Source organism: Pseudooctadecabacter sp., assembly GCF_020627745.1.
Classification (GTDB): Bacteria; Pseudomonadota; Alphaproteobacteria; order Rhodobacterales; family Rhodobacteraceae; genus Octadecabacter.
The window spans coordinates 85,234-111,105 of the sequence record NZ_JAHDGE010000006.1 but is presented as its reverse complement, the minus strand read 5'-3'; the positions used below and the strand labels follow the sequence as shown (position 1 = coordinate 111,105).

General features: G+C 60.8%; 29 protein-coding genes. 15 read left to right on the top strand and 14 right to left on the bottom strand.

Annotated elements, in window-relative coordinates:
* Positions 1-62: 62 nt before the first annotated feature.
* The 9 genes from ilvD (at position 63) to QZ653_RS04745 (ending at position 8,574) form a co-directional block, all read left to right on the top strand.
* On the top strand, positions 63-1,835 hold the full coding sequence (gene ilvD, locus QZ653_RS04785; protein ID WP_296418082.1) for a dihydroxy-acid dehydratase: 1,773 nt from the start codon (positions 63-65) through the stop codon (positions 1,833-1,835).
* 4 nt (positions 1,836-1,839) lie between these two features.
* The gene (locus QZ653_RS04780; RefSeq protein ID WP_296418080.1) at positions 1,840-2,508 is read left to right on the top strand and encodes a hypothetical protein; all 669 of its coding nucleotides are present in this window, start codon (positions 1,840-1,842) and stop codon (positions 2,506-2,508) included.
* A gap of 88 nt (positions 2,509-2,596) precedes the next feature.
* Complete coding sequence (locus QZ653_RS04775; RefSeq protein ID WP_296418078.1) at positions 2,597-3,370, top strand: DUF6478 family protein; 774 nt, start codon at positions 2,597-2,599, stop codon at positions 3,368-3,370.
* A 9-nt stretch (positions 3,371-3,379) separates the two neighbouring features.
* Complete coding sequence (locus QZ653_RS04770) at positions 3,380-3,763, top strand: hypothetical protein (protein ID WP_296418075.1); 384 nt, start codon at positions 3,380-3,382, stop codon at positions 3,761-3,763.
* A gap of 188 nt (positions 3,764-3,951) precedes the next feature.
* A complete protein-coding gene (locus QZ653_RS04765) occupies positions 3,952-5,970 on the top strand; it encodes an NADPH-dependent 2,4-dienoyl-CoA reductase (protein ID WP_296418073.1) in 2,019 nt (672 codons plus the stop codon).
* A gap of 52 nt (positions 5,971-6,022) precedes the next feature.
* The gene (locus QZ653_RS04760; RefSeq protein WP_296418072.1) at positions 6,023-6,220 is read left to right on the top strand and encodes a TIGR03643 family protein; all 198 of its coding nucleotides are present in this window, start codon (positions 6,023-6,025) and stop codon (positions 6,218-6,220) included.
* Complete coding sequence (locus QZ653_RS04755) at positions 6,217-6,879, top strand: SGNH/GDSL hydrolase family protein (RefSeq protein ID WP_296418071.1); 663 nt, start codon at positions 6,217-6,219, stop codon at positions 6,877-6,879. Before QZ653_RS04760 ends, QZ653_RS04755 begins: the two co-directional genes overlap by 4 nt.
* A gap of 57 nt (positions 6,880-6,936) precedes the next feature.
* A complete protein-coding gene (locus QZ653_RS04750; protein ID WP_296418069.1) occupies positions 6,937-7,500 on the top strand; it encodes a type 1 glutamine amidotransferase domain-containing protein in 564 nt (187 codons plus the stop codon).
* Positions 7,501-7,668: 168 nt separating this feature from the next.
* Complete coding sequence (locus QZ653_RS04745) at positions 7,669-8,574, top strand: LysR family transcriptional regulator (RefSeq protein WP_296418067.1); 906 nt, start codon at positions 7,669-7,671, stop codon at positions 8,572-8,574.
* Positions 8,575-8,648: 74 nt separating this feature from the next.
* Here the strand turns inward: QZ653_RS04745 and QZ653_RS04740 are convergent, their stop codons facing one another.
* Genes QZ653_RS04740 through QZ653_RS04725 form a run of 4 tightly spaced genes read right to left on the bottom strand, consistent with a single transcriptional unit; the run spans position 8,649 to position 11,575 of the window.
* Complete coding sequence (locus QZ653_RS04740) at positions 8,649-9,569, bottom strand: OmpA family protein (protein ID WP_296418066.1); 921 nt, start codon at positions 9,567-9,569, stop codon at positions 8,649-8,651.
* On the bottom strand, positions 9,566-10,132 hold the full coding sequence (locus tag QZ653_RS04735; protein ID WP_296418064.1) for a peroxidase-related enzyme: 567 nt from the start codon (positions 10,130-10,132) through the stop codon (positions 9,566-9,568). Before QZ653_RS04735 ends, QZ653_RS04740 begins: the two co-directional genes overlap by 4 nt.
* A gap of 1 nt (position 10,133) precedes the next feature.
* Positions 10,134-10,853, bottom strand: a complete 720-nt coding sequence (locus tag QZ653_RS04730; RefSeq protein ID WP_296418063.1) for a GNAT family N-acetyltransferase — start codon at positions 10,851-10,853, stop codon at positions 10,134-10,136.
* Positions 10,850-11,575: a competence/damage-inducible protein A gene (locus QZ653_RS04725; RefSeq protein WP_296418061.1), complete on the bottom strand. Its 726-nt coding sequence runs from the start codon at positions 11,573-11,575 to the stop codon at positions 10,850-10,852. The genes QZ653_RS04730 and QZ653_RS04725 overlap by 4 nt, the downstream gene beginning before the upstream one ends.
* Before the next feature lie 39 nt (positions 11,576-11,614).
* Between QZ653_RS04725 and sfsA the strand changes: the two genes are divergently transcribed.
* Positions 11,615-12,310: a DNA/RNA nuclease SfsA gene (gene sfsA / locus QZ653_RS04720; RefSeq protein ID WP_296418060.1), complete on the top strand. Its 696-nt coding sequence runs from the start codon at positions 11,615-11,617 to the stop codon at positions 12,308-12,310.
* A gap of 101 nt (positions 12,311-12,411) precedes the next feature.
* On the top strand, positions 12,412-13,230 hold the full coding sequence (map, locus tag QZ653_RS04715; protein ID WP_412765990.1) for a type I methionyl aminopeptidase: 819 nt from the start codon (positions 12,412-12,414) through the stop codon (positions 13,228-13,230).
* On the opposite strand, the gene QZ653_RS04710 is transcribed toward map, so the two are convergent.
* Genes QZ653_RS04710 through QZ653_RS04700 form a run of 3 tightly spaced genes read right to left on the bottom strand, consistent with a single transcriptional unit; the run spans position 13,227 to position 15,196 of the window.
* Entirely contained in the window at positions 13,227-13,409 is a 183-nt protein-coding gene (locus QZ653_RS04710; RefSeq protein ID WP_296418058.1) for a hypothetical protein, read from the bottom strand. The genes map and QZ653_RS04710 overlap by 4 nt on opposite strands.
* Before the next feature lie 36 nt (positions 13,410-13,445).
* Positions 13,446-13,991, bottom strand: a complete 546-nt coding sequence (rsmD, locus tag QZ653_RS04705; protein WP_296418057.1) for a 16S rRNA (guanine(966)-N(2))-methyltransferase RsmD — start codon at positions 13,989-13,991, stop codon at positions 13,446-13,448.
* The gene (locus QZ653_RS04700; RefSeq protein WP_296418056.1) at positions 13,988-15,196 is read right to left on the bottom strand and encodes an NAD(P)/FAD-dependent oxidoreductase; all 1,209 of its coding nucleotides are present in this window, start codon (positions 15,194-15,196) and stop codon (positions 13,988-13,990) included. The genes rsmD and QZ653_RS04700 overlap by 4 nt, the downstream gene beginning before the upstream one ends.
* A gap of 81 nt (positions 15,197-15,277) precedes the next feature.
* Here QZ653_RS04700 and QZ653_RS04695 point away from each other — a divergent pair, with 81 nt between their 5' ends.
* A complete protein-coding gene (locus QZ653_RS04695; RefSeq protein WP_296418055.1) occupies positions 15,278-15,769 on the top strand; it encodes a peroxiredoxin in 492 nt (163 codons plus the stop codon).
* Here the strand turns inward: QZ653_RS04695 and QZ653_RS04690 are convergent.
* Genes QZ653_RS04690 through QZ653_RS04665 form a run of 6 tightly spaced genes read right to left on the bottom strand, consistent with a single transcriptional unit; the run spans position 15,766 to position 21,563 of the window.
* Positions 15,766-16,050, bottom strand: coding sequence for a 4a-hydroxytetrahydrobiopterin dehydratase (locus QZ653_RS04690; protein WP_296418053.1), 285 nt, complete (start codon positions 16,048-16,050; stop codon positions 15,766-15,768). The two genes, QZ653_RS04695 and QZ653_RS04690, sit on opposite strands and share 4 nt — an antisense overlap.
* Positions 16,047-17,231 carry a GNAT family N-acetyltransferase gene (locus tag QZ653_RS04685; protein ID WP_296418052.1) on the bottom strand — a complete coding sequence of 395 codons (1,185 nt, stop codon included), beginning with the start codon at positions 17,229-17,231 and terminating at the stop codon, positions 16,047-16,049. Before QZ653_RS04685 ends, QZ653_RS04690 begins: the two co-directional genes overlap by 4 nt.
* A gap of 30 nt (positions 17,232-17,261) precedes the next feature.
* A complete protein-coding gene (locus tag QZ653_RS04680) occupies positions 17,262-18,005 on the bottom strand; it encodes a glycerophosphodiester phosphodiesterase family protein (protein WP_296418050.1) in 744 nt (247 codons plus the stop codon).
* Positions 18,002-18,463 carry a RidA family protein gene (locus QZ653_RS04675; RefSeq protein WP_296418048.1) on the bottom strand — a complete coding sequence of 154 codons (462 nt, stop codon included), beginning with the start codon at positions 18,461-18,463 and terminating at the stop codon, positions 18,002-18,004. The genes QZ653_RS04680 and QZ653_RS04675 overlap by 4 nt, the downstream gene beginning before the upstream one ends.
* A gap of 56 nt (positions 18,464-18,519) precedes the next feature.
* Positions 18,520-19,812: an HlyD family type I secretion periplasmic adaptor subunit gene (locus tag QZ653_RS04670; RefSeq protein WP_296418046.1), complete on the bottom strand. Its 1,293-nt coding sequence runs from the start codon at positions 19,810-19,812 to the stop codon at positions 18,520-18,522.
* The gene (locus QZ653_RS04665; RefSeq protein WP_296418045.1) at positions 19,809-21,563 is read right to left on the bottom strand and encodes a type I secretion system permease/ATPase; all 1,755 of its coding nucleotides are present in this window, start codon (positions 21,561-21,563) and stop codon (positions 19,809-19,811) included. The genes QZ653_RS04670 and QZ653_RS04665 overlap by 4 nt, the downstream gene beginning before the upstream one ends.
* A 169-nt stretch (positions 21,564-21,732) precedes the next feature.
* On the opposite strand from QZ653_RS04665, the gene QZ653_RS04660 reads away from it, so the two are divergent.
* From QZ653_RS04660 to QZ653_RS04650, 3 genes are read left to right on the top strand one after another with little or no spacing between them, the layout of a single operon-like run.
* Entirely contained in the window at positions 21,733-22,494 is a 762-nt protein-coding gene (locus QZ653_RS04660) for a VacJ family lipoprotein (protein ID WP_296418043.1), read from the top strand.
* Positions 22,494-23,090 (top strand): phospholipid-binding protein MlaC, encoded by a 597-nt coding sequence (locus tag QZ653_RS04655; protein ID WP_366933048.1) that lies wholly within the window; start codon positions 22,494-22,496, stop codon positions 23,088-23,090. Before QZ653_RS04660 ends, QZ653_RS04655 begins: the two co-directional genes overlap by 1 nt.
* The gene (locus QZ653_RS04650; protein ID WP_296418041.1) at positions 23,087-23,500 is read left to right on the top strand and encodes a hypothetical protein; all 414 of its coding nucleotides are present in this window, start codon (positions 23,087-23,089) and stop codon (positions 23,498-23,500) included. The genes QZ653_RS04655 and QZ653_RS04650 overlap by 4 nt, the downstream gene beginning before the upstream one ends.
* Here the strand turns inward: QZ653_RS04650 and QZ653_RS04645 are convergent, their stop codons facing one another.
* Positions 23,501-25,660, bottom strand: coding sequence for a transglycosylase domain-containing protein (locus tag QZ653_RS04645; RefSeq protein ID WP_296418038.1), 2,160 nt, complete (start codon positions 25,658-25,660; stop codon positions 23,501-23,503).
* Positions 25,661-25,872 lie beyond the last annotated feature (212 nt).

Genomic DNA, 25,872 nt, shown 5'->3' with positions numbered 1-25,872 from the left:
GTCCCTACAGCCTTGCCGAATTAGACCGTTGCGCAACGCTTGTTCCTTGGGAGGATGCCGTCATGGCGAAAGATCACAACAACCGCACCGACAAGACCAATCTGCCCAGCCGTCACGTGACAATCGGGCCCGCGCGCGCGCCACACCGGTCCTATTACTACGCCATGGGTATGACCGAGGAAGAGATTTACCAACCGCTGGTGGGTGTCGCCACCTGCTGGAACGAAGCTGCACCGTGTAACATCGCCCTCAACCGTCAGGCGCAATCGGTGAAGCTGGGCGTTAAGACTGCCAAGGGTACGCCGCGCGAATTTACCACGATCACCGTCACCGACGGCATTGCCATGGGCCACGAAGGGATGCGGTCATCGCTTGCGTCCCGTGAGGCGATTGCCGACACGGTTGAACTGACCATGCGCGGCCATTCCTATGACGCGATTGTCGGTCTCGCAGGCTGTGACAAATCCCTGCCCGGCATGATGATGGCCATGGTGCGTCTCAACACGCCGTCTGTCTTTATCTACGGCGGGTCGATCCTGCCGGGTCGTGCGCCTGCGGGTGCTGATGTGCCAGCCGATTTCGCCAATCGCGACCTGACTGTGCAGGACATGTTTGAGGCCGTAGGCCGCCAGCAGAACGGCACCTTGTCCGAGGAAGCCTTGGAAGTGTTGGAACGGGTGGCCTGCCCGTCGGCCGGTGCCTGCGGTGGCCAGTTTACCGCCAACACCATGGCTTGCGTGTCCGAGGCGATTGGTCTGGCATTGCCGAATTCTTCTTCGGCACCTGCCCCATACGAAAGCCGCGATCAGTACGGCAAGGCGTCTGGGGAGGCAGTCATGAACCTGATCGCCAAGAACATCCGCGCGCGGGATATCGTGACACGTCAGTCGCTTGAGAATGCGGCGCGTGTGGTCGCCTGTACCGGCGGATCAACCAACGCCGGTCTGCACCTGCCTGCAATTGCGCACGAGGCCGGAATTGATTTTGACCTGATGGACGTCTGCGACATCTTCCGTGACACGCCCTATTTCGTCGACCTGAAACCGGGCGGTCAGTACGTGGCCAAAGACCTGTATGAGGTCGGCGGCGTGCCCGTTGTCATGCGCGAGCTGCGCAAGGCCGGTCTGGTTCATGAGGATTGCATCACCGCCACGGGCGAAAGCATCGGGCATGAACTGGACCTTATTGAGCGTAACGCCGACGGCAAGGTCATCTATCCGGTCGAGACCCCGATCACTGCAACTGGCGGCGTAGTCGGCCTTAAGGGCAATCTGGCCCCCGAAGGCGCCATCGTGAAGGTCGCCGGAATGTCTGCCGAAGAACAATCTTTCACCGGTCCCGCCCGTGTGTTCGAAAGCGAAGAAGAGGCGTTCGAGGCCGTCAAAAAGCGCGAATACAAAGAGGGTGAAGTTCTGGTCATCCGCAACGAAGGCCCCTCTGGCGGGCCGGGTATGCGCGAAATGCTGGCGACGACGGCGGCCCTGTCCGGTCAGGGCATGGGCAAGAAAGTGGCGCTGATCACCGACGGCCGTTTTTCAGGCGCGACACGCGGGTTCTGTGTGGGCCACGTCGGGCCAGAGGCCGCGCATTGTGGCCCCATCGGTCTGTTGCAGCATGGCGATATGATCACCATCAATGCCGTCACCGGCGAACTTTCTGTCGATCTGACAGACGACGAACTGGCCGCGCGCAAGGCCGATTGGAAAGGCCCGAAAGAGACGATCTATGCCTCGGGTGCGCTGTGGAAATACGCCCAGCTGGTCGGGGGGGCCCAAAAAGGTGCGGTGACGCATCCGGGTGCCAAGGAAGAACGTCACATCTACATGGATATCTAATCCGATGCCGGGTCGGGTGATCGCGATGTGCGCCGCGATGGCGCTGTCGGGCTGTGCGGATATGTCGACAGGTCTGGCCGACACGTTGGCCGGATTTGGGTCCTCCCGCGATGCGACAAACGAAGGCATCCGCACGCTGGCGCTTTTGGGTGGGGATGTGCGGGTGCGCGGCCCCGAAGGCTACTGCATTGACCAAGCCGCCAGCGACGCACGGCGCGGGTTCGCTGTTCTGGCGGGCTGTGCCCTTTTGTCGGACGAAGCGGCGGTCATGCCAAACCCTGACGGATTGATCCTTGTCCAGTTCGGAGACGCGGATACGGCCAGCGTCACGGACAATGAAGAGGTCTTCGCGGCCTTTATTGCATCCGAGCAAGGCCGTGCCATCCTGTCGTCTGATGGTGACCCCGCAAAGATTGCCTCCGTTTCGACCGTGACCGACCGTGCCGGTGTGCTGGCACGGTTCGAGGATACAACCGGCCCGTCCTTTGCAGGCACCAGCGGCGCGCAATGGCGTGGATTTCTGGATGTGCAGGGGCGCCTGACAACGGTGTCGGTCCTCAGCTTTGATCGCAACCCCCTGAGTGCCGCTGCGGGGGAACGCCTTCTGGTGGTGACCATGGCCGAACTGGCCGAGGCGAATACACTGTCCACGGAAGTCGCACTCGCCAACTAATTCCCTGTATTCGCCCGTATAATTGTTTCCTTTTTCGAAACAATTTGTCAGGTATGGTCGCGACAACCGAAACCGACCGGCAATCACTATGGTGCACTACAAAAGCGGGATATTGGAGCGCGTCCTGATGCGTCGCGCGCGGGCCTTTTGGGCGCGTGCGGCCAATGCCGCGCCCACGACCGATCTGGCCGTCCTGCGGCGGCGTCGCAATCAGGCACGGATATTGCGTCAGAAACTGGATGAACTGACACATACGGCGGACAGCCGTCTGGCCTTGCCGCGCATCGGTTCATCGTCGTTTCCCAAGCCGCCCGGCACGGATTGGGCGTGGCGGCCACAACTGTGGCGTGGTGCATTGCCCGTCAAGGGGATGGCGTCGGTCGAAAGCAAAACCATGCTGGGCGATGAGGTGACGGTGTTTCACGATTGCCACATTTCCGAGTTGACCCTGCGCCAGTTGCGCAACATCCGCGAGGCCGATCTGGCCCCTTACGGGTTGCGCATGGATGTGTTCCGGTTTGACGGTTCGTTCCTCAGCCTTGTTCTCAATCTGCCCGACGCCAGCTGCAACGGTCTGCTGCGAACCCATCTTTTGCGACTGGAAGCCATCGTCGAAGTCGAAAAGCCGCTTGAAATTTTCGCGCGTCTGAACGTGCGACACGGGCCCAACACCGAACAGATCGTACGCGAGCTGCCGCTGAATGACGATCATATCATGGTTGAATTCGACCTGGCCTATACAAAGCTGAACGAAAAGCGTGTGGATTCCATGTGGGTCGATTTGATCTTTGAAGGGCCCGAAATGAACCAGGTCACGATCCGCGACGTGACCCTGTCGCGCAATCCGCGCGCCGAACTATAGGGGATGTCCATGTCGAACGATATCGAACTGACAAAATTGCGGCTGGCCGAAGGGGTCTGGACCGGCGCATTGCGCCACACCGGACAGGCGCAGTGGCAGCCCGACATCAAGGTCACCCATCTGGACGAGGTGCTGGACGGCATCGAGGTGACGGAAGATCGCGTCGAGGAACACTGGATCGTATCCGTGCCGGTTCCGGCGGATCGTATAGCCGACGGGGTGCAGACCTTTGTCATTTCCGATGGTGCATCCAACACGGTTCTGGGAAGTTTTTCCATCGTTGCGGGCGATGCTCTTGCCGAAGACATCCGCGCCGAAATGTCGTTGCTGCGGGCCGAGTTGGATATGTTGAAAAAGGCCTTTCGCAGGCATTGTGTCGAAACCTTGGGGTAAGGGTTTCGAATTGGCTGCGCCAATCCGATCCGCGCCGCTGCGCGGCGCAGTGGTCTGACCCGATCACCCGGCGCGTGACGCAATCGAAGAATTTAGGTATTTGAGAACCAGAGAAGAGGGTGACGTCGCGTTTGGGGTGACGTTTGCGTAAAGCTGCAGCACTGTGTCCCGGATTAAGGAGACGTTCCATGACTCACTACCCTCACCTTCTGGCGCCCCTCGATCTGGGCTTCACCACATTGAAGAACCGCGTGTTGATGGGGTCGATGCACACAGGTCTTGAGGAGACACGCGACTGGAACCGCGTGGCGGAATTCTATGCCGCCCGGGCGCGTGGTGGTGTTGCGCTGATGGTGACGGGCGGGATGGCCCCCAACGCCGAGGGCGGGGTCTTTCCGGGCGCTGCCGGATTGTTTTCCGATCGCGATATCGCCAACCACAAGATTGTCACAGACCGTGTACATGACGCAGGTGGCAAGATCGCCATGCAGATCCTCCATGCAGGGCGCTACGCCTATTCGAAAGACTGCGTGGCACCGTCACCGGTTAAATCCCCGATCTCGCCGTTTCCCCCGCGCGCATTGGATGAGGCGGGCATCGAACAGCAGATCACCGACATGGTCACAGCCGCCCGGCGCGCGCGCGAGGCAGGCTATGACGGTGTCGAGGTCATGGGGTCCGAAGGCTATTTCCTGAATCAGTTCCTCGTCACGCACACCAACAAACGCGAGGACCGCTGGGGCGGGTCCTATGAAAACCGGATGCGTCTTCCGGTCGAGGTTGTCCGGCGTGTCCGGGAGGCTGTCGGCCCCGATTTCATCGTGATCTACCGGCTGTCCATGATCGACCTTATCCCTGACGGGTCAACGTGGGAGGAGGTTGTTCAACTTGCGCGCGCTATCGAAGCCGCCGGTGCCACGATCCTCAATACCGGTATCGGCTGGCACGAGGCCCGTATTCCCACCATTGCCACCTCGGTGCCGCGGCGGGCCTTTACGTGGGTCACCAAGAAACTGATGGGTGAGGTGGGCATTCCCGTCATCACCTCAAACCGGATCAATACCCCTCAGGTGGGTGAGGATGTTCTTGCGGACGGATGCGCCGACATGGTCAGCATGGCGCGTCCGTTTCTGGCCGATCCCGATTTTGTGGCCAAGGCGCAGGCTGGTCGGGCCGATGTGATTGCCCCCTGCATTGCCTGCAATCAGGCCTGTCTGGATCACACGTTTTCCATGAAGATCGCGTCGTGTCTGGTCAATCCCAAGGCCGCACATGAAACCGAACTGGTGATGACGCCGTCCTCGAAATCCGTCGGCATCGTCGGGGCGGGGCCGGCCGGACTGGCGGCAGCGCTGGCTGCGGCGGAACGGGGCATGTCCGTGACCGTTTTTGACCGGGAAAAGGAAATTGGCGGGCAGCTTAACATGGCAAAGCAGGTCCCGGGCAAAGAGGAGTTCTGGGGTCTGGTTGATTATTACCGTGCCGCCGTGGCCGAAGCCGGGATCACCCTTGAACTGGGGGCCGAGGCAACACCAGACGATCTGGCAGGCTTTGATGAGGTGATCATCGCCACCGGCGTGATCCCCCGTGACCCGCAGATCGACGGGCAGGACATGCCCCATGTGCTGTCCTACATCGACGTTCTGCGCGGCAAGGCGAAGGTCGGCCAAAAGGTCGCCATCATCGGGGCTGGGGGTATCGGTTTTGATGTGGCGGATTATCTGGTGACAGACGATAGCCCGACCGAGGATCTGGCCGAATGGCTGGAGGAATGGGGCGTCGGCGACCCCGAAGAGGTGCGCGGCGGTCTGCGCCCCGAAGGTCCGCAGCCTGACCCTGCTATCCGGCAGGTGACATTGCTGCAACGCAAGGCGCAAAAGCTGGGCAAGGGCCTCGGTAAGACAACGGGTTGGATTCACCGCGCGGCCCTCAAGATGAAGAATGTCGAAATGGTCGGCGGCGTGAATTACGAACGGATCGACGGGGCGGGATTGCATATCAGTTTCGGGGAGGCGCGGGAGAACCCGACGTTGATCGAGGCGGATACGATCGTGTTGTGCGCCGGACAACTGCCGCAGCGGTCGCTGGCTGATGCGCTTGAGGCAAAGGGCATCAAGGCGCATGTGATCGGCGGTGCGGACGTTGCCGCCGAACTGGATGCAAAGCGCGCCATTGATCAGGGGACGCGCTTGGTCGCAGGTCTCTAGCGGGGTTGACCCGACGGGTGGCGGCCTAGGTCTTGGTGTCAAGGAGCGTACCATGACCGAAGCCGATACATCTGCCGTCATCGAAATGGCATTGAGTGATCACATCCCGTTTTCCACGATCCACGCGGAATTCGGATTGACCGAGAAAGAGGTTGTCGCGCTGATGCGGGCGAACCTCAAACCCGGCAGCTATCGGGCGTGGCGCAAACGGGTGCATGATTTCGGATCGCGCCGGGAACACTATAAATGAGGATTGCAGCGGTTCTGGCCGGTGCGATCCTGACAGGTTGCGTGGTTATAGCGCCGCCGGTTGACACAGATGCGGACGTCTTGGCCATTGGCGACAGCATTCTTGCGTGGCATCGCGGAAAAGGTGCATCCATTCCGGCGGTGGTCGAGGGGCGGACCGGTCAGAACGTCACCAATCAATCCATCGCCGGTGCGACATTTATCGGATCGCGCGGCATCCCGACACAATTTGTCGCCGGCGATTGGGACGTGGTTTTAATCAACGGCGGCGGTAATGACATTGGCGATGTCTGCGGCACCCCTCGTGAGGCCGCAGTGCTGGAACAGCTGATATCGTCGGACGGTCAGCGCGGTGCGATTCCGCAATTTGTCCGCTCTCTCCGGTCTGGTGGTGCCGAGGTCATTTGGCTGGGCTATTACCCCATCAGCGTTGCGGGCGGTCCGTTTTCTCCCTGTCGCGACACACTTGATCTGTTGAAGGCGCGGCAACGCGCCATGGCTGTATCCCTTGATGGGGTGGCCTTTGTTGATCCGGCCCGCGTGATCGCGCCGGATAACCTGACGCTGTACGACAGGGATCTGGTGCATCCATCCGTGGACGGTGCGGCGCGGATCGGGGGACTTGTCGCTTCCGTGATGTCGGGACTTTCGCAACCCTAGCTGGAACATCGTCCGCCAAGTCGCGTTGTGTCTTCAAGCAACTTAAAGGAGATCGAAATGCCGACTATCGACGCATCCAAAATCCTCATCGTCTCGACCCACGGGTTTGAACAATCCGAACTCGAGTTTCCCCGCGACCAGTTGCGTGCCAAAGGGGCCACCGTGCATGTGGCCACACTGGACGGCAACGCCATTAAAGGGTGGGAAGGCGACGACTGGGGTCGGGAAGCCGAGGCAGACCTGAAAATCGCGGACGCGAAGGTCGAAGATTATGACGCCCTTGTGCTGCCCGGCGGCCAGATCAACCCCGACCTTTTGCGGGTCGACAAGGACACAATGCTTCTGATCCGCGCCTTTGCGGACGCTGGCAAGATTATCGCCGCAGTCTGTCATGCCCCATGGCTGCTGGTCGAGGCAGGCATCGCCAAAGGGCGCGAAATGACGTCCTATCACTCGATCCGCACGGACGTTGAAAACGCCGGTGCCAACTGGGTTGATCAATCCGTCGCCATCAGCAACGGGATCATCACCAGCCGTAATCCCGACGATCTGAAGGACTTTGTGTCCAAGATCGTGGAAGAGGTGGAAGAGGGTAAACACCCCCGCGACATCGCGGCCTGATCACCACATCACGACCAACCGCCCCGCCCTCAAAGCGGGGCGGTTTTGCGTTTCCTGCCTCGCAACAGTCGTGCAGAAACCGCGTAATTGTCAGGCCAGCGTCTCAGTCCTGCCCGATTTCGACCCGATAGATGATCCTCGAACAAAGACGCAAACCGAGGACGACGCATGGATCGCCTGACCGAAATGGAAGCCTTTGCCACTGTCGTGGACCAGGGTGGATTTACCGACGCAGCCAAGAAGATGGGGATTTCGAAATCCGCCGTGTCCAAGCATGTGTCCTCTCTCGAAGCGCGCCTTGGTGCCCGCCTTTTGAACCGCACGACCCGTCGGGTCAGCCCGACAGAAATCGGCCTTGCCTATTACGACCGCGCCCGTCGCGTTCTGAATGACGCAGGTGAGGCAGACGCCCTTGTCACGTCAATGCAAAGCGCACCGTCCGGTCTGCTGCGCATCTCGGTTGCCACTGATTTCGGCGTTAATCATCTGTCCCCGGTCTTGGGTGATTTCCTTGGCGAATTTCCTGACATCACGGTCAACATGGTCCTCAACAACCGTTATGTCGAACTGATTTCCGAAGGGTTCGACATGGCCGTCCGTATTGGTGAGCTGGAAGACAGCACCTTGAGGGCACGCAAATTGACCGAAACCTCCCGCAGGATGGTCGCGTCGCCTGCTTATTTCGAACAATACGGCCGCCCCGAAAAGATCGACGATCTGAATGAACACAAACTGCTGCATTATTCCAATCAGGCCAATTCCGCGGTCTGGAAACTGACAGCGCCTTCAGGCGAGAAACGTCAGGTTCGCACGGCTGGTTGGTTGACGGTGAACGACGGTCAGTCCTTGTTGAATGCCGCAATCTCGGGCCTTGGCATCGCCTATCTGCCGTCCTTCCTTTACGCTGATGCAATGGAAAAAGGCCTGATCGAAGAGGCGATCCCCGACCTGCCGGTGGAAACCCAAGGTATTTACGCGGTCTATCCGCCCGGTCGTTTCACACAGCCCAAGGTCCGCGCCTTTATCGACTTTCTGGTGCATGCCTTTGCCGAAAAAGGCCCGGACGCCTGGTAGATCACCAAGCTTTGGTCATGAATTCCCATGGGTGCTATCGCCCGACCTGACGCAGCCTTCGGGCTGCGTTTTTTTTATTCGGTCGATGTGATGATGACCTCGACCCGCCGGTTCGCATCGCGGCCCTCGTCTGTCACGTTCGTGGCCACCGGTGCCAGATACCCCATCCCCTGTGCGTCCAGCTGGCGGCGGGGGATATTGTACCGCGTCACAAGGCGTTCCAGAACCGATCCGGCACGCCGTTTTGACAGCGCGATATTCCCGTCGAGAGACCCGACCGCATCCGTATGCCCCACAAGGGCGACCTGCCGGTCCGGGTTTGCTGTCAGATATTCCGCCAGCCTCTGCAAGCTGTCGAAGGACGCCTCCCCCAACTGCGCCGATCCGGTTTCGAATGTCAGGTCCGACAAGACGAAACGGCCCGTCGTTTCCAGTTCGAGCGCCAGATCACCGGTGACAACCGGTGCCTGCGCCCGGACCGCCGGTGCGCCTGTCGTCGCCAAAGCCTCAGAGATTCCGCCGACGCGGGTGATCTGGACAAATCCCGCCGTTGACGTCCGGCTGGCCAGAAGGCTGACAACCTCGTCCCCGTCGCCCGACACGCGCTGCGCTGCAAGATAGCGGTAGTCGCCGAAATTGACCTGCATATCCGGTGCGGGGAGCACCCGTGTCCCGAACCTGAAATCAAATCCGCCACAGACATCATCGGTGCAGGTAAAAACAACCTCGAAACCGGCCTCAACCAGCTGCGTTTCAAGCGGTTCGATGATCTGGAAAGTGGTCAGTCCCGTAGCCTCGATGCGCCACGCCTGCTGGGTGACAGCCCCGGTGGCCGTGCGTGTCGGCAACCCATCAATCGTCCAGCTGCCAACGGGCATGTCGTAGCTGTCCGCCGCGCTCGCCTCTTCCGCCGTCAGCACCGCATTGGCCGGCATATCGAGCGTGACAGCCAGCGCAGGCAGCGGCAAAAGGGACAGAAGCGCGGCACGGATCATCTGTTTTGCGCGTGATAATCGTCGTTCGGGCGCATGTCAGTCGCCGACGCCATGCGGTTCGTCATGTTGAAAAACCCGACCACTGCGGTGATGTCCCAAATGTCGCGGTCGGTAAATCCGGCGGTGCGCAGGGCGGTGCGATCATCCTCTGTGACCTCCGCGCTGGCCTTGGTGACTTTCTCGGCAAAGCCCAACATCGCCGTTTGACGCCCGTCCAGATCGGCCACCCGCCAGTTCATCACAAGCATCTCCCCCAGCTTGGGATCACCCGACAGGGCGCGCACGGCTTGGCCATGGGCCGTCAGGCAATAGAAACATTTGTTGATGGAGGACACGACCACCGCGATCATCTCCCTCTCCAGCTTTGTCAGGCCCGACTCCGCCAGCATCAGATCGTTGTACATGGCCGAAAACGCATCGAACTTGGCCCCGTCAAAGGCATAGGCCCGCAGGACGTTGGGCACGAAGCCCAGCTTGTCGTCACATACGTCAAAGTATTTCCCGATGTGGTCCGGCAGCGGATCCTGTGCAGGCAGGTTCAGGGCGGTTGGCAGTTTGGTCATCTCAGGCCTCCGGGTGGATGCGGTAGTGGTATCCTCCCACAGGGGTCATGCCGAGGGAAGTGTAGAGGGCATTTGCCCCCACATTGGCCTTTGTCACCAACAGCGCAATCTGGGCAGCTTCGTGGTCCTGCGCCCAGAACGCCAAGGCGCGGATCATGTGGCGGGCAAGCCCGTTGCGGCGAAAGGCGTGGGCGGTTTCAATCGCGTGAAGCATGGCGGTGCCGTCATGGATCGCGGCAAAGGCCGTGCCTGCGGGCGTGTCGTGGATGCGACCCAACACGCATGTCTTCGGGCCAGCGGCACGGGCCATCACGGCCAGCCGCGCGTCATCAACACCGCCTGCGTCCCAAATCTCGGCCTGCGTGGCCAGCGGGGGCCAGACCTGAAAACAGGTGACAGCCGGGGGGCGTTCCGCGGCCAATGTCGCAGTCGGGGCGGTGTAATATGTGACGGGGTCCTTGATGGCATAGCCATCGGCCTCAAGCGCGGCATCCAGCGCGTCTTCGCCGTGGCGGACCATGAACAACGGGCGTTGCCCCAAGGCGCGCATGGAGGCTTCCGCTTGTCCGCGTTCGTTGATCTTGGCCGTGGGCGTCGCCGTGGCCGCCGACACGCGACTGCCGCCGCCCGCGCCCTCACGGATGGTCCAGCCTGCCACGTCCGTCATGGATTTGGCGGGCCAAGTGGCATCAATCAGCGCGGTCAGGGCCTCAGGCGTCATTCGGGAAACGCGGCCCGCAAATCGGCCAGGGCCGCATCAATCCGGGCGCGGTCCTGCCCACGGATCACGATGTTCGCGCCATACTGTCCCGTGCCGCTTTGGAACGGGTAGGAGCCCAGCGACAAATCGGGGTACATGGCGTCAACCTCCCCCAAGGGGCCTGCGATATCGCCCTCACCGCGATCCACACGCAGCGTTTCCGAAATCAGTGGCGCGCCCCCCGTCAAGGTCGGCAGAACCGACGCCACCATGGCGCGGAACACCGACGGCACGCCTGCCATCACATGCACATTGCGCACCGTAAACCCAGGCGCCACGGACACCGGATTGTCGATCAACGTGGCCGAGGCCGGAATGCGCGCCATGCGTTGACGGGCGGCGTTAAATTCTTTGCCATCACGGTCATAGTGGGCCTGCAACAAAGCACGCGCATCATCGCGGATGTCGATGGTGTCGCCAAAGGCCTCAGCGATGCAATCGGCGGTGATGTCATCATGGGTGGGGCCGATCCCGCCAGAAGTGAACACGCTGTCATACCCCGTCGACAGGGCCTGCACGGCGGCGATGATTGCGGCGGCGTCATCACTGACCACGCGCACTTCCTTCAGGTCGATACCATGGGCCGTCAGCTCGTTTGCCAAATGATGCATATTCGCGTCGCGGGTCCGGCCTGAAAGGATTTCGTCGCCGATCACAAGCATCGCAGCGGTTGGGTTTGGCATGGTATTCTCCTGTCCTGTCTGATGGTATATGGGGCGAATATGCGCTTTGCCACTCCCCTTGTGTCCGGTCGTCTGATCCGCCGTTACATGCGGTTTTTGTGTGATGTGGAATTGGAAGACGGGCGGGTTGTAAAGGCCCATTGCCCCAACCCCGGGTCCATGATGGGCCTGAAAGACGAAGGGTTGCGTGTCTGGCTGGAGGGGAACAACGACCCCCGCAAAAAGCTGGATTGGGGGTGGCGCATTGTTGAGGCGGATGGCGCACTGGTGGGCATCGACACAGGGGCCGCCAATGGCATCGTGGCCGAGGCTTTGGCGTCAGGACTGACGGACCTCGACGGTTACGACACCCTCCGGCCGGAAGTGAAATACCGCGACAAAAGTCGTGTGGATTTTCTGCTGTCCGGTGCGGGCCGCCGCGATTGTTATCTGGAGGTCAAATCCGTGACCTTGATGCGCCAAAGCGGTCTTGCCGAATTCCCTGATTCTGTCACCGCACGCGGGGCCAAGCATCTGGGTGATCTGGCGGCCATGGTCGCCGAAGGCCACCGCGCGGTTTTGCTGTTCCTGATCCAGCGCGGCGATTGTGACCGCGTGGCGGTGGCCGCCGACATTGACCCCGCCTATGCGGCGGCGTTTGCAGCCGCCACAGCCGCAGGCGTTGAGGTCATGTGCTTTGATTGCGACGTAACGCCCGAGGGTGTGGCGTTGCGGCGGCCTGTCGCCTTTGGCTGATCGACCCTCCGGGGGGAGTTGTATGGGCCAAGATGAAGGCAGGGGGTTTAGAACCGCCCCGCGATGTCTTATCTGAAGGGCGAGTGAGAAGGATTGAACACGTGAGCACCAACAAAGCGCGCCTGACCAAGGATGGCATTCGACTGTACGACCCGAGCGATTTTGCAGGCATGCACGCAGCAGGGCGTTTGGCTGCCGAAATTCTGGACCGGATAGCCGAGCATGTGGAACCGGGTGTCACGACCGGCCATCTGGATCAGTTGATCACAGACTGGGTGACCGACGCCGGTGCGACCTCTGCCACGATCGGTTACAAAGGGTATCAACATGCCAGCTGCATTTCGATCAATCACGTGGTGTGTCACGGCATTCCGTCCGACAAAAAGCTGAAATCCGGCGACATTCTGAATATCGACGTGACCGTGATTGTTGACGGCTGGTTCGGGGACACCAGCCGGATGTATGTGGCAGGCGGCAAGCCAAACCGAAAGGCCGAACGTCTGATGCAGGTGACCCACGACGCCCTGATGTTGGGGATCGAAGCCGCCAAACCCGGCAATACCTTTGGTGACATCGGCCATGCGATCCAATCTTACGTCGAGGCGCAGCGCATGTCTGTTGTGCGCGATTTTTGCGGGCACGGGCTGGGACTGGTGTTTCATGCGCCGCCTAACGTGTTGCACTACGGGCGTGCGGGCACGGGCCCCGTGCTGGAGGAAGGCATGTTCTTCACCATCGAACCGATGGTGAATCTTGGCAGGCCTGAAACCAAAATCCTCGCTGACGACTGGACTGCTGTGACGCGGGACAAATCCCTGTCGGCGCAGTTTGAACATTCCATCGGGATTACCTCGGGCGGCGCGGATATCTTTACGCTGTCGCCCAAGGGCATGTTCCACCCGACCTACAAAATGACCTAATCGGGCCGGTCGTCCTGATCAAAGCGTTGCCAGAGCAAGGACAGCACCGTTTGCCCGCACAATGACGTGCTGCAATCGCTGATCAACACCGGCAAGCCGAAAGGCTGCGGCGCTGGCAGGGGGATATGTGCCTCCCGCCGGACGTGGTGGCTGTCGGTGATGTCGGAAAAGGTGCTCATCCCCGAACGTTAGCACAGGCGCGCGTTATTGCAAAATCAGGGCGCGGCCATGAGGGTGATGTAGGTGTCGCCGTAGCGGCGCAAATCCACCTGAACAAAGCCCGCCAGCGGCTGCGGCGCATTGTCTTCCACCACAATCAACGCATCAGAGGCCAGCCAGCCGCCGGCCTTGGCGGACGTTACGGCGTTGGCGGCCAGCCCCTTGCCGTAGGGCGGATCGAGAAACACCAGATCGCAAGGCGCGGGTGCCGCTGGTAGCTTGTCCGCCGCACAGGTCAGAAGGGTGGCGTCGTCTTCGCGGCGCGTCTTGGCAATGTTTTCGCGGATCAGTTTTTGTGCGGTGCGGCCGTTGTCGACGAAGGTGCAGTGGGTGGCGCCACGCGACAGCGCCTCCAATCCCAACGCACCGGTGCCTGCGAACAAGTCCAGCACCCGCGCGCCTTGGGGCAATCCATGGCCCATCAGCACGTTGAACAGACTTTCGCGCACGCGGTCGGGCGTGGGCCGCAGGTGGGCCGCTGCATCCCCTTTGCCAACCGAGGCCAGCGTCAAACCGCGATGCTGACCGGCGATGATCCTCATGGGCGCAACAGGGCTTTCATGTCCGTCTCGGGGTCTTGGATCAGCGGTTTGGCGGGGGATTTCCCGGCCTCGATCAACCGCTTTCCGATCATGTAATTGCGCGGGTCGTTCATGGCGTCCACGGCCAGCAACTGATCGCCACGGAAATACCAATGGGATTGCGCGTCGCCGGTCTGGCGCACGACCACATCGTCGTAGCCGAGGTTCAGCCCCGCGATCTGCAGTTTGATGTCGTATTGATCCGACCAGAACCACGGTTTCGGGGCGTAGGGCACATCCGCCCCCAGCATGTTGCGCGCCACGCATTCGGCCTGATCAATGGCGTTGCCGACGCTTTCGAGACGGATCTGTTGCCCGTACCAATCCAGCGTGGCGCAATCACCTGCGGCCCAGATGCCGGGCACGCTGGTCTGGCCGTAAATATTTGTCTGGATGCCGTTGTCACAGGCCACGCCCGCGCCTTCGGCCAAGGCGGTCGCGGGGTAAATGCCCACGCCGACGATGGCGAAATCCACGTCCAGCGTGGAGCCATCTGACAAAACCGCGCCGGTCACGCGGTCCTCGCCCGTCAGCCGGTCCAGCCCCGTGCCTTCGCGAATGTCGACGCCGTGGGCTGCGTGCAGGTCGCGGAAATAGTCCGAGGTTTGGGGCGCTGCGACACGTTGCAAAATGCGGTCCGCCATTTCCACCAGCACCACCTGCAGGCCCAGCTTGGCCGCGACCGCCGCAGCCTCAAGCCCGATATAGCCGCCCCCGATAATCAACAGCCTGCGGCCTGCAACAAATTCGGGCATCATTGCATCCGCATCCGCCAGATTGCGCACCTGATAAACACCGTCCAGATTGCCGCCAATGGCATCGGGCAGCAGGCGCGGGTGTGACCCGGTGGTAAAGGCCAGCTGATCGTAATGCAGCACCTCATCCCCCTCCAGCGTAACGGTCCTTGCAGTGCCATCCACCGCGACAGCGCGGGTGCCGGTGCGAAGGTCAATGTCGTTGCCATCATACCAGTCACGGGGCCGCAGAAAGAGGCGCTCACGCTCCATCTCACCCAGAAGGTATGCTTTGGACAGCGCAGGGCGTTGGTAGGGGGGGCCGTCTTCAGCCCCCAATAGGGTGATGTCGCCGTCATACCCTTCGGTGCGCAATTTCCCGACCAACGACGCACCGGCCTGTCCGGCCCCGATCACAACAATATGGCCCATGATACGTTCCTGTCTGGTTCCCGCCACGCTGGACCCTATATGGTGGGGCGATACAGATGCAAATGCCGAAAGGGGCTGCGAATGACGATTTCAGTGGGTGACAAACTTCCCGATGCGATGCTGGTAAAGATGGGCGATGAGGGGCCGGAACAGGTTTCTGTGTCGACGCTGACCGAAGGCCGCAACGTCGTCATTTTCGCGGTGCCAGGTGCCTACACCGGCGTTTGCACCACGGCCCATGTCCCGTCTTTCATCCGCACCCAGGACCAGTTCAAGGACCGCGGTGTTGAGGAAATCATCTGCGTGTCCGTCAATGACCCCTTCGTGATGAGCAACTGGGGAGAGGCCACAGGTGCCACCGACGCAGGCATCACCATGGTCGGGGATGCCGCTGCCGAATTCACCAAAGCGCTGGGCATGGATTTCACGGCCCCGCCTGCGGGCCTGATCAACCGGTCAAAACGCTATGCGATGCTGGTTATGGATGGCGAAGTGAAGGTGCTGAACGTCGAAGACAGCCCCGGTGAATGCGGTATCTCGGCTGGCGAAGGTCTGCTGGACGATATGGGCTAAGCGCCGCCTGCAAGCGCGTCCATTTTCTGGGCCAGCTTCAAATCAAGATCTGACAACCCGCCTGTGTCGTGGGTTGTCAACTTTACCTCGACGGTTTTGTAGACATTGAACCACTCCGGATGGTGGTTCAGTTTTTCGGCCACAATCGCGGCGGACGTCATCCAGCCAAAGGCCTCGATGAAATTGCCGAAGGTGAAGGTTTTTTTGGCGGAGGTTTCCCCAACCTCCCAACCTGCTGCGGTCAAAGCGTCTTTGCCTGCTTGGTCCAATGGGTCGCTCATTGCTGTTCCTCCACGTCGATTTTCTTGAACGGTCCATAAGATGTCAGGACCTCGATTTCTTCGTCAATGGCCGCGCGCTCGGCCTTGAGGTAATCCGCCACGGCACCACGGAACCCTGCATCGCTGAACCAATGCAGCGAATGGGTTGTGACAGGCAGATAGCCACGCGCGAGTTTATGTTCGCCCTGCGCGCCCGCTTCGACGCGCGCCATGTCGTGGGCAATGGCGTAGTCGATGGCCTGATAATAGCAGACCTCGAAATGCAGGCAGGGGTGGTGTTCTGAACAGCCCCAATAGCGGCCATAGAGCGTGTCACGTCCGATAAAGTTCAGCGCGCCTGCCACGGGCACGCCGTCGCGCATGGCGAACACCAACAGCATGTCATCGCGCAGGGTGTCTTGCGCGATGTCGAAGAACCGCCGCGTCAGATAGGGCTGCCCCCATTTGCGCGCGCCGGTGTCTTGATAGAACGTCCAAAAGGCATCCCAGTGGTGTGGTTCAATCTGATCACCGGTCAGTTGCACGATTTCCCCGCCGAAGTCCTGCGCCGTGGCACGTTCCTTGCGCAGGGTTTTTCTTTTGCGCGACGACAGCGCGGTCAGAAATCCGTCCCAATCTGCGTAGCCGTCATTTGCCCAATGGTACTGTTGCGACGTGCGGTGCAGCAGGCCCATTTCCGCGCCTGCCAATGCTTCACCTTCGGTGCAAAAGGTGGCGTGCAATGATGACAGATCATTGTCAGATGCAATCTGTACAGCCCCCTGCACCAAGGCCCCCATACCGATGCTTTCATACCCCGGTCGGGTCAGAAAACGGCGCCCTGTTGCGGGCGTAAATGGCACGGCAATCTGCAATTTGGGGTAGTACCGCCCGCCCGAGCGTTCAAACGCATGGGCGAAGTTATGGTCGAACATATATTCGCCCTGACTGTGGGATTTACCATATAGGGGGGCCACCGCGATCAGCTGACCGTCTTGCCGTGCGGCCAGATAGTGCGGGTCCCAACCGGTGCCCGCGCCCACGCTGCCACTGTCTTCAAGCGCCTTGAGGAACCGGTAGGTCGTGAAAGGATCAATGGCGCGTCCCTCGCCTGCCTCCGGACAGGCGCAGGCATCCCATTCGGCGGCGTCAATCCGGCCAAGGGTCGTGTGCGTGGTGATTTCGATTGCGCTGCCGTCCATATCCTTCAGGTGGCGCAGGCGCGCGCAAGTTCAAGCACGGTAACCTTCGAAAGTGATGTTATCCGCGATCTTGCGGGCCTCCGCCTCCATCTGTCTGGACCGGATCGTCCAGCACAGGATCGGCACATCGCGCGCCCGCAACTGTGCCACATGGGGCGAATTCAGATCATCCTGCTGGTGGCTGATAAAACAGGCCCCCACGCGGTCGAAATCCGGAATGGCCGCCTGTTCGTGCCGGACCTTGGCAGGAACGGTCGGCCAGTCTTCCGCGGGATAGGGGCAGGTCGTCAGTCCACGTGGGATGTCAGGCGCATATTGCGCGCAGGCAGCCACGGAATGCGGATTGAACGACATCAGCGCCGCATCCCCGTTGTATCCATCAAGAACAGCGCAAACCGCTTCTTCCAAGGGTCCTACGGCAGGGCCAAGGCCCCCGTCCTGATCCTTGATTTCAATTAGCAGGGGAACGGCGCCCGCGACCTCCGCCAGAACCTGTTGGAGGGTCGGAATGGTGCCGCCACCGGTTAAGGCAATGGTGCCAAGTTGGGCTGCGGTCTTGCCCGCGACCGGGCCGGACTGTCCCGTCAGACGGGCCATGTCGTAGTCATGAAACACCATCGGCACCCCGTCCGCCGACGGCTGGATATCGACCTCTATCCCGTACCCGCTGGCAACGGCGGCCCGCACGGCCTCAAGGGAATTTTCCGCCCATTGGCCGTCATGCAGGGCGCGATGGGCGATGGGCCGTTTCAGAAAGCTTCGGGGCAGGGTCATGCGATTTCGAAAATGGCTTCAATTTCGACGGCCACGCCAAAGGGCAGCGATGCGGCGGACACGGCGCTGCGGGCGTGGCGGCCCTTGTCGCCCAAGGCTTCGACCATAAAGTCGGAGGCCCCGTTGATGACCTTTGGCTGGTCGTGAAAATCGGATGTCGAATTGACGAAGCCTACAAGCTTGACCACCCGCACCAGCCGGTCAATCTCTCCGTCGCAGCCTGCTTTGAGTTGCGCCAAAAGGCTGATGGCGCAGGCTTTGGCCGCTTTCGCCCCCGCCTCGGCGTCCATATCCGCGCCCAATTTTCCTGTGATGAACCCATCGGCATCCGCTGAAATCTGGCCCGACACGAACAGTTGGTTGCCGGTCCGGACCCAAGGGACGTAGTTGGCCGCCGGTGCAGGCGCGTCCGGCAGGGTGACGCCCAGTTCGGCAAGGCGGGTTTCGATGGTGGACATAACGCTTCCTTTCGTCGGTTTGCGCCGACGCTAGACTGCCTTGTCCTGCGCCGCAATCATCCGTCGCGGAATGTCCGCGCGATGTAATCGGTCAGGGGGCGCACGAGGTAGTTCATGGGCGTGCGATCTGCGGTGCGGATGAACGCCTCCACCGGCATGCCGGGGATCAGTGTCGCGGTTTCCGGCAATCGGGCCAGTTCTCCGTCGTTGAGTGTGATTTCCGCCCGATAATACGATGCGCGCGTGGCGTCATCCGTAAAGGCATCAGCCGAGACAAGCGCCACGGTGCCGTAGAGTTCCGGCGTCGTCCGCTGATCCAGCGCAGAAAACCGGACGCTGACCTCCTGTCCGATGGTCAGGGCGTCAATATCGGTCGGTTGCACACGGGTCGCAATGACGAGGGGACGGTCCTGCGGGACAATAAACAGCAACGGATCGGCGGGTCGGATAACAGCGCCTGTGCCGAAAACCGTCAGCCCGTAGACAATGCCACCCACAGGTGCCCGAATATCAAGACGGTCAAGCTGCCGCACCAAAGATACCCGCTGTTCGCGCAGTTCAAGTTCATTGAACTGCAAGTCCCGCAAACGCGTGATCGCTTCCTCGCGACGTGTGGTTTGCAGACCCAGAATCTCAAGGTCGATTTCAGTGATCCGTTCGGCGGCACCGGCCATGGCGGCCATCAGTTCCCCGACCTGTCCGCGCAACCGTGCCTGTTCCCGTTGCAGGTTCAGGATCGTTGACGCCTGTGCCAGCCCGCGATCTAGCAGGGACTGCTGGTTCGAAAGTTCCTCTTCGATAAGCTCAAGCTGGGTTTCAAGGGCGGTCAGTTGTGCTTCCACGCCGTTTATCTGTGCGGCGATCTGGTCCTTGCGGTTCAAAAGCTGCTCGGTGCGCTGCTGTTCACTTTCGCGACGCGCCTCGAACAGGTTGATCTGGCCCGCTTTGAGGTCTGAAATCATGTCCGGATCACCGTCTTCAAGAAGCGGATCAAAGGTCAGTTCCGTTGTGCTGTCACGCTCTGCCTCGAACCGTGCGCTGCGGGCCAGAATTTCGAACAACTGCCCTTCGATGACAGATAAAGAGGCTTCCAGATCCTGGGAATCGAGGCGCAACAACAGCTCCCCCGCTTCGACGGTCCCGCCTTCATCAACCGAAATTTCCGTGATCACGCCCCCGTCGGGATGCTGGACGATCTGCCGGTTCTGGTCGACCTCAATCAGGCCACTGGCGATGACCGCACCGGTGATGCGGGCCGTCACGGCCCAGCCGCCAAAGCCGCCCACAAGGATCAGCAAACCCACCAGCCCGAGGGTCAGGGGCCGTCGTGCGGACCAGTCGGTTTTCATGTGACCCCTCCTCCCTTGCCTTTGCCTTTGTCAATCTGCTGACGATTGGCGAGGATTTTGGCCTTCACCTCTTCAGTGGGGCCAAAGGCCTTCAGGATACCGCCGTCAATATACATCAGTTTGTTGCACTGTTCGATCGCCGCCGGACGGTGGGCCATGACAAACACGGACCGGCCTTCGGCCCGCATCATCCGGATCGCCATGTTCACAGCGATAGACCCTTCATTGTCTAGGTTTGAATTCGGCTCGTCCAGAATCAGAAAGACAGGATCACCATAAAGCGCGCGGGCCAGCCCGATGCGCTGCACCTGACCGCCGGACAAACGCCCGCCCGACCCGTCAATCACAGTATCGTATCCCTCGGGCAGTTGCAGGATCATGTCGTGCGCTGCAGCGCTTTTGGCGGCCTTGATCACTGATGCATGATCCGGATCGGTCGCCATGCGCGCGATGTTGTCGCGGATCGTGCCGGACAGCAGCGTCACGGTCTGCGGCAGATATCCGACATAGCTGCCCAGCGTGTCCGCGTCGTATTGATCAAGAGACGCCCCGTCCAGCCGGATCGTCCCGCCGGCGGGATGCCACAACCCGGCCAGTGCCCGCGCGAGGGTGGATTTCCCCGCACCCGATGGCCCGATGACGCCGACTGCATCACCGGGATCAACCTTGAAGGACACCATCCGCAGGCTCGCCTTTGTCTCTCCGGGGGGAAGGATAGTGACCTGATCGGCCACGATCTTGGCGGCGGGGCGGGGCAGTTCCGTGCGCGCCTGCGGCACCGGAACAGCGCCCAGCAATCGGGTCAGGTTGATCCACCCGATGCGCGCACGCTCCAGTATCGCCCACTGGTTGATCAACTGCTCGATCGGGGCGAGTGCGCGGCCCATCAGGATGGACCCTGCGATCATGGCACCCGGCGTCAACTCGCCCTGCAGAACCAGATACGCCCCGACGCCCAGCATCGCAGATTGCAAGAACAGCCGGAATGATTTGGTGATGCTGCCATATGTACCCCCAAGATCACCGGCCTTGATGCCTGCCTTGAGGGATTTGTTGCGCAGATCAAGCCACCGCTGGAATGCCGCGCGGCGCATCCCGAGAGCCTGAATGGTGTCCGCCCCGCTGCGCAACTGCTCCCCCATGGCTTCGGCGCGGAACGTGGCCTCGTTTGCGTTGTCCAAGGGTTTCCGGCTCGTCATCTGGTTCAGCAGTGCCACCGTTATCAGAATGGTGCCGCCGCCCACGGCCAGATAGCCCAGAAAGGGATGGAAAATGAAAATGCCGACCATAAAGATAATGGCCCACGGCAGGTCGAACGGGGCCAATGCCACCGGTGAGGTGATGGCCCGTTGAATAGCCTGCAGGTCGCGCTGGGCAGTTTCGGCCTCGACCGGGGCGCGGCCGGACGCCTTGGCGCGCAGGGCCGCATTGAACACCCGTTCATCCAGATCGGTCTGAAACTGTGCCCCGATCCGCCCCATGATCCGCCCGCGGGCATAATCCAGAATGCCCATCATCAGGTACATAAACCCCACGATGACGGACAGCGCGATCAGCGTCTCCAGCGATCTGGACCCCAACACACGGTCATAGACATTCAGCATATACAGCGGTCCGGTCAGCATCAGCGCGTTCACGAAGCTGCTGAAAATCCCCACAAACCAGTAAAGGGCACGCGATCTGGACCGCACCGCCACCAGTTCGGCGCGGCCTGCTTTAAGTTCTGCCTTCGTCGGCTCCTTTTGCATCATGAGCGCAAAATCGCCTTTCCCTATGCGACGGGCCACAGATGTGGCACCTTGGGGTTGAAAGTGGCACCGGTTTCGATCACGCCATGCCACGCCATTCTAAGTCCTGAGGGCCCGAATAGACCAAAGGATCATTTCATAAGTCTTACCAACAGCTGCACCGGATAGACCATTGCCACGCACATATTTTCTTTTCTTTCGCCCGTTCTGCGTCCTAATCGCCATAGCCGGTCTTGCTGCCTGCACGGTCGGGGATCCGTCACTGTCAATCAATGACCCTTACGAGGCAACCAACCGGCAAATCCACGCTTTCAACAAGGGTCTGGACCGATCGGCGCTGCGGCCCTCCGGTCGTGTGACAGATTCCATTCCGCGTGAATACACCCAGCCGATTACCAACTTCGCTGACAATGTAGGGCTGCCTGCGGCAGTGGCCAACGGACTTTTGCAGGCAGACATCGGCGGGGCTGCGACCAACACGATGCGGTTTTTGATCAATACGACGGTGGGCATCGGCGGCCTGTTCGATCCGGCAGGGGCCATCGGGCTGACCGAACAGAAAACCGACTTCGGGGAAACATTGCATGTCTGGGGCGTGGGCGAAGGCGCCTATATCGAACTGCCGCTTCTGGGGCCCAGCAACCAGCGAGATGCGGTCGGTGAACTGGTCGAATTGCTGTTCGACCCGCTGGATCAAGTGGGCACCGCCCCCCAGATCGCGTACGGCACCTATGCACGCGCCGCCGATCTGGCGGTCAACCGCGGTGATCTGTTCGAAACGATTGACGGCGTTCTTTACGACAGCGCTGACAGCTACGAACAGGCCCGTCTGATCGCCTTGCAAAACCGCCGTTTCGAATTAGGTCAGGCTGCACCGGCGGAGGATGCGATTGATCCGTTTGCCGGTGACGTAAGCCTTGAAGGGTTCGAATAATGACCGCTCTGACCTTTGATCGTCGACGTTTCATCGCCTTGGGCGCGGCACCGTTGATGGCTGCCTGTCCGATGCCGGCGTTTGCGCTGACAGGTGCGCAGGCCGAAACCCTCGTGGATCGCGCCGTGGCTGAAATCAACGGCGTCATCGCCTCCGGTGCGGCTTTGCCGTCCATGATCAACAGCTTCAAAGGTATTTTCGACCGTTACGCCGACACCGCGTATCTGGCGGCCTACGCCTTGGGCAATGACGGGCGTTCGGCCTCGTCTGCGCAAAAGCAGGCCTTCGCCGATGCATTCGGGTTCTACCTTGCGAACAAATATGGCCGCCGTTTCAATGAATTTGTAGGCGGCCAGATCGAGGTTCAGGGATCACAACCGGTGAATTCCTATATCGAGGTGCAGACACGCGCCCTTTTACCAAACCAATCCCCCTTGCAGGTGGATTTTCACGTGACCGACCGTCCGGGCCGCCCGGTGTTTTTCAACCTGATCGTTGAAGGCATCAACATGTTGCTCAGCGAACGCGCCGAAATCGGCGCCATGCTGGATGCACGCGGCGGCAATCTGGACGCTTTGATCAGGGATTTGACATGACACGACTAGCTTTGGCGATGATCCTCGCCCCCGCGATTGCTGCGGCCACCCCCTATGATGGCGTCTACCGTCAGAACGCCAACGCCGAATGTGCGCTGGTGGGGGTCGATGGCGGCGCTCTTCGGATTGAAGACGGAATTTTTTACGGGGTTGAGGTGGAATGCCGGATGACCAGACCCGTCAACGTCGTCGATATGGATGCCACCCTTTATACCATGAACTGCTCCGGCAATGATGAGGTCTGGACCGAACGGGCCATGCTGATGAACGACGCCGAAGAAGGCGGCATCATCATGATCTGGGACGGCTACGCCTTTCGCTATTCTCAATGTCCTGACCCGTCTGCGGCCCCCGTCGATGCCAGCGCCCAAGAAGAGACACCCGCAGACGAAGTGGCCAGCGACGGCTGATCACCTGCCGTTCAGGATAAGTTCCAGAAGCAGGTTTTCGATGATGTCTCCGGCCTCTTCCTCGGAATATCCAAGACCCTGACCATTCTGGCCGGACTGTCCGCCCTGACCGGTCTGACCCTGCGGCTGCTGTGTAACCCCGGCAGGCACCGTCATCGGCAGGGGGGAAACAGGCAAGCCCTCAAGGACGCGCACCATCGTCTCGTGCCAGATCTCGGCGGGAAGTCCGGACCCGGTCACGCCGGTCAGCGGTGTGTTGTCGTCATAGCCCATCCAGACCCCGGCGACGTAATCGCCGGAAAATCCGATGAACCATGCGTCCCGCGCCCCTTGGGTGGTGCCCGTCTTTCCCGCGATCTCCCAGCCGTCAACGGCGGCCCGGCGGCCCGAACCGCCCTCCACGACCTGATACATCATCCACGTCAGCTGCCGCGCGGCGCTTTCCTGAATGACCCGTTCACGAATCCCGCCGGTGGCCTCCAGCACCGGCAAGTCGTCCCCCATCAGGCGCAATTCGACCAGCCCGTAGGGCTTGACCGCCGATCCCCCGTTGAGTATGCCCGCATAGGCACCCGTCATCTCAAGCAGGGTACTTTCCGACGCGCCAAGCGCCAGCGCAGGACCATTCGCCAAATCACTGACGATGCCGAAATTTTCCGCGACCGTGCGGACATTTTCACGGCCCACGGTTTCGGACAGCGCCACTGCCGGAATGTTCAACGATTGCTGCAAGGCTTCGGTCAGGGTCACAGGGCCCTGAAATTCATTGGTGTAGTTGCGCGGACAGTATTCGCCCGATCCGGGCACCGTCCAGCAGCGCGGCTCGTCAACCAGAACGTCCAGCGGCGACATGCCCAGTTCCAGCGCCGTGCCATAGACAAACGGTTTGAACGCCGATCCTGTCTGCCGCAGCGCCTGCGTTGCGCGGTTGAACGCACCGGCAACCGTCAGATCGCGTCCACCGACCATGCCCCGCACGGCACCATCCGCCGACATCACGACAATCGCTGCTTGCGCCTGCGATCCTTCACGGACCTTGTTTTCAAAGACCCAGACCAATGCGGCTTCCGCTGCGTTCTGTATGCGGGGGTCCAGCGTGGTCTTGATGATCACATCTTCGGTCGTCTGTTCGGTAAAGAAATTTGGCCCGCTGTCCATGACCCAATCGGCAAAATAGCCGCCCGCACGGCGGCGCGCCGCCTCGGACAGGGTGGCTGGATTGGCCTGTGCAATGGCCTCCTCTTGCGGGGTCAGATACCCCGCTTCCCGCATCAGGCGCAAAACCGTCGCGCCCCGATCCTGCGCTGTCTGCAGGTTCCGCGTGGGCGAGAAACTTGACGGCGCCTTCAAAAGTCCTGCCAGCATCGCCGCCTGTGGCGGGGTCACCTCTGCCGCCGAAATCCCGAAATACCGCTGCGCGGCGGCCTCGAACCCGCGTGATCCGGCACCCAGATAGGCGCGGTTCATATAGATCGTCAGGATTTCATCCTTGGTATAACGGGTCTCCATCGCCATGGCGTAGGTCATCTCGACGATTTTGCGCCAAAGGGTCGTGCTGCGGCAGTCCTGTTCGTAGGCGGCCTCGTCTTCCCACTGATCGGGGTCAAACGGCTGGCCGAAACACAGCAGCTTTGCCGTTTGTTGGGTGATCGAGGACCCGCCTGCGCCACGGAACGGGTGCCCGTTCAGCCGCTGGTTGCGAACCATGGCCGCGCCGGTCGCGTAGAAATCGACGCCGATGTGATACCAGTTGTAAAACCGCTTGTCCTCGGTGGCGACAATGGCGTTGCGCAAATGGGGGCTGACGGTCTGTGCCGTGACCATCCCGCCAAACTGGTCCCCGCGCCACGCGAATGTCTCTCCGCGCACGTCCAGCAGGGTAACGGACCCGCGGGTCCGGCCATCAACAAGGTCTTCGAACGGCGGCAGGGTCGATGCGTAGTAAAGGACCGCCAGACCCACGATCGCCCCGACAACCAGCGCCCCGCGCCACGCCAGACGCCACAGCAGGATCAACAGCCATTTGAAAGGCCACAGGAGTGTGCCCAGCACCCCGCGCGGCTTTGTCTTGGGACGTCGCGCCGGTTTACGCTTTTTGGGCGCAGCTTTGCTGCGCTTGTCCGCCACCAGCGGTGCGCGTGATCCTCGTTTACCAGCCATTCTGCCCACTCTCGCTTGCGTCTTTTCGACGTCGCTTTCGCCCATGTTACTGCCGCTGATTCCAAAAGTAGAGAAACTTCGACACAGTTTAAGCGGTTTTCTGCCTGATTAATTTTTAGTCAAAAGGATCAAATTGTGCATTTTTTGTGCAAAACTTAAGTTGGCGCGCGCCAAATGCGGCGTCACTCGCTTGAGATACGTCACCCCTTGCG

What these genes read in the sequence shown, in the direction of transcription:
- rsmD (WP_296418057.1), bottom strand. Translation starts at nt 13,991, where the DNA reads ATGAGGATCATCGCCGGTCAGCATCGCGGTTTGACGCTGGCCTCGGTT.
- QZ653_RS04745 (WP_296418067.1), top strand. Translation starts at nt 7,669, where the DNA reads ATGGATCGCCTGACCGAAATGGAAGCCTTTGCCACTGTCGTGGACCAG.
- QZ653_RS04690 (WP_296418053.1), bottom strand. Translation starts at nt 16,050, where the DNA reads ATGAGCGACCCATTGGACCAAGCAGGCAAAGACGCTTTGACCGCAGCA.
- QZ653_RS04760 (WP_296418072.1), top strand. Translation starts at nt 6,023, where the DNA reads ATGACCGAAGCCGATACATCTGCCGTCATCGAAATGGCATTGAGTGAT.
- ilvD (WP_296418082.1), top strand. Translation starts at nt 63, where the DNA reads ATGGCGAAAGATCACAACAACCGCACCGACAAGACCAATCTGCCCAGC.
- QZ653_RS04695 (WP_296418055.1), top strand. Translation starts at nt 15,278, where the DNA reads ATGACGATTTCAGTGGGTGACAAACTTCCCGATGCGATGCTGGTAAAG.
- QZ653_RS04675 (WP_296418048.1), bottom strand. Translation starts at nt 18,463, where the DNA reads ATGTCCACCATCGAAACCCGCCTTGCCGAACTGGGCGTCACCCTGCCG.
- QZ653_RS04680 (WP_296418050.1), bottom strand. Translation starts at nt 18,005, where the DNA reads ATGACCCTGCCCCGAAGCTTTCTGAAACGGCCCATCGCCCATCGCGCC.
- QZ653_RS04725 (WP_296418061.1), bottom strand. Translation starts at nt 11,575, where the DNA reads ATGCCAAACCCAACCGCTGCGATGCTTGTGATCGGCGACGAAATCCTT.
- QZ653_RS04700 (WP_296418056.1), bottom strand. Translation starts at nt 15,196, where the DNA reads ATGGGCCATATTGTTGTGATCGGGGCCGGACAGGCCGGTGCGTCGTTG.
- QZ653_RS04655 (WP_366933048.1), top strand. Translation starts at nt 22,494, where the DNA reads ATGACCGCTCTGACCTTTGATCGTCGACGTTTCATCGCCTTGGGCGCG.
- QZ653_RS04645 (WP_296418038.1), bottom strand. Translation starts at nt 25,660, where the DNA reads ATGGCTGGTAAACGAGGATCACGCGCACCGCTGGTGGCGGACAAGCGC.
- QZ653_RS04765 (WP_296418073.1), top strand. Translation starts at nt 3,952, where the DNA reads ATGACTCACTACCCTCACCTTCTGGCGCCCCTCGATCTGGGCTTCACC.
- QZ653_RS04750 (WP_296418069.1), top strand. Translation starts at nt 6,937, where the DNA reads ATGCCGACTATCGACGCATCCAAAATCCTCATCGTCTCGACCCACGGG.
- QZ653_RS04755 (WP_296418071.1), top strand. Translation starts at nt 6,217, where the DNA reads ATGAGGATTGCAGCGGTTCTGGCCGGTGCGATCCTGACAGGTTGCGTG.
- QZ653_RS04665 (WP_296418045.1), bottom strand. Translation starts at nt 21,563, where the DNA reads ATGATGCAAAAGGAGCCGACGAAGGCAGAACTTAAAGCAGGCCGCGCC.
- QZ653_RS04775 (WP_296418078.1), top strand. Translation starts at nt 2,597, where the DNA reads ATGGTGCACTACAAAAGCGGGATATTGGAGCGCGTCCTGATGCGTCGC.
- QZ653_RS04685 (WP_296418052.1), bottom strand. Translation starts at nt 17,231, where the DNA reads ATGGACGGCAGCGCAATCGAAATCACCACGCACACGACCCTTGGCCGG.
- QZ653_RS04730 (WP_296418063.1), bottom strand. Translation starts at nt 10,853, where the DNA reads ATGACGCCTGAGGCCCTGACCGCGCTGATTGATGCCACTTGGCCCGCC.
- QZ653_RS04650 (WP_296418041.1), top strand. Translation starts at nt 23,087, where the DNA reads ATGACACGACTAGCTTTGGCGATGATCCTCGCCCCCGCGATTGCTGCG.
- QZ653_RS04735 (WP_296418064.1), bottom strand. Translation starts at nt 10,132, where the DNA reads ATGACCAAACTGCCAACCGCCCTGAACCTGCCTGCACAGGATCCGCTG.
- QZ653_RS04710 (WP_296418058.1), bottom strand. Translation starts at nt 13,409, where the DNA reads ATGAGCACCTTTTCCGACATCACCGACAGCCACCACGTCCGGCGGGAG.
- QZ653_RS04770 (WP_296418075.1), top strand. Translation starts at nt 3,380, where the DNA reads ATGTCGAACGATATCGAACTGACAAAATTGCGGCTGGCCGAAGGGGTC.
- QZ653_RS04740 (WP_296418066.1), bottom strand. Translation starts at nt 9,569, where the DNA reads ATGATCCGTGCCGCGCTTCTGTCCCTTTTGCCGCTGCCTGCGCTGGCT.
- QZ653_RS04780 (WP_296418080.1), top strand. Translation starts at nt 1,840, where the DNA reads ATGCCGGGTCGGGTGATCGCGATGTGCGCCGCGATGGCGCTGTCGGGC.
- QZ653_RS04670 (WP_296418046.1), bottom strand. Translation starts at nt 19,812, where the DNA reads ATGAAAACCGACTGGTCCGCACGACGGCCCCTGACCCTCGGGCTGGTG.
- sfsA (WP_296418060.1), top strand. Translation starts at nt 11,615, where the DNA reads ATGCGCTTTGCCACTCCCCTTGTGTCCGGTCGTCTGATCCGCCGTTAC.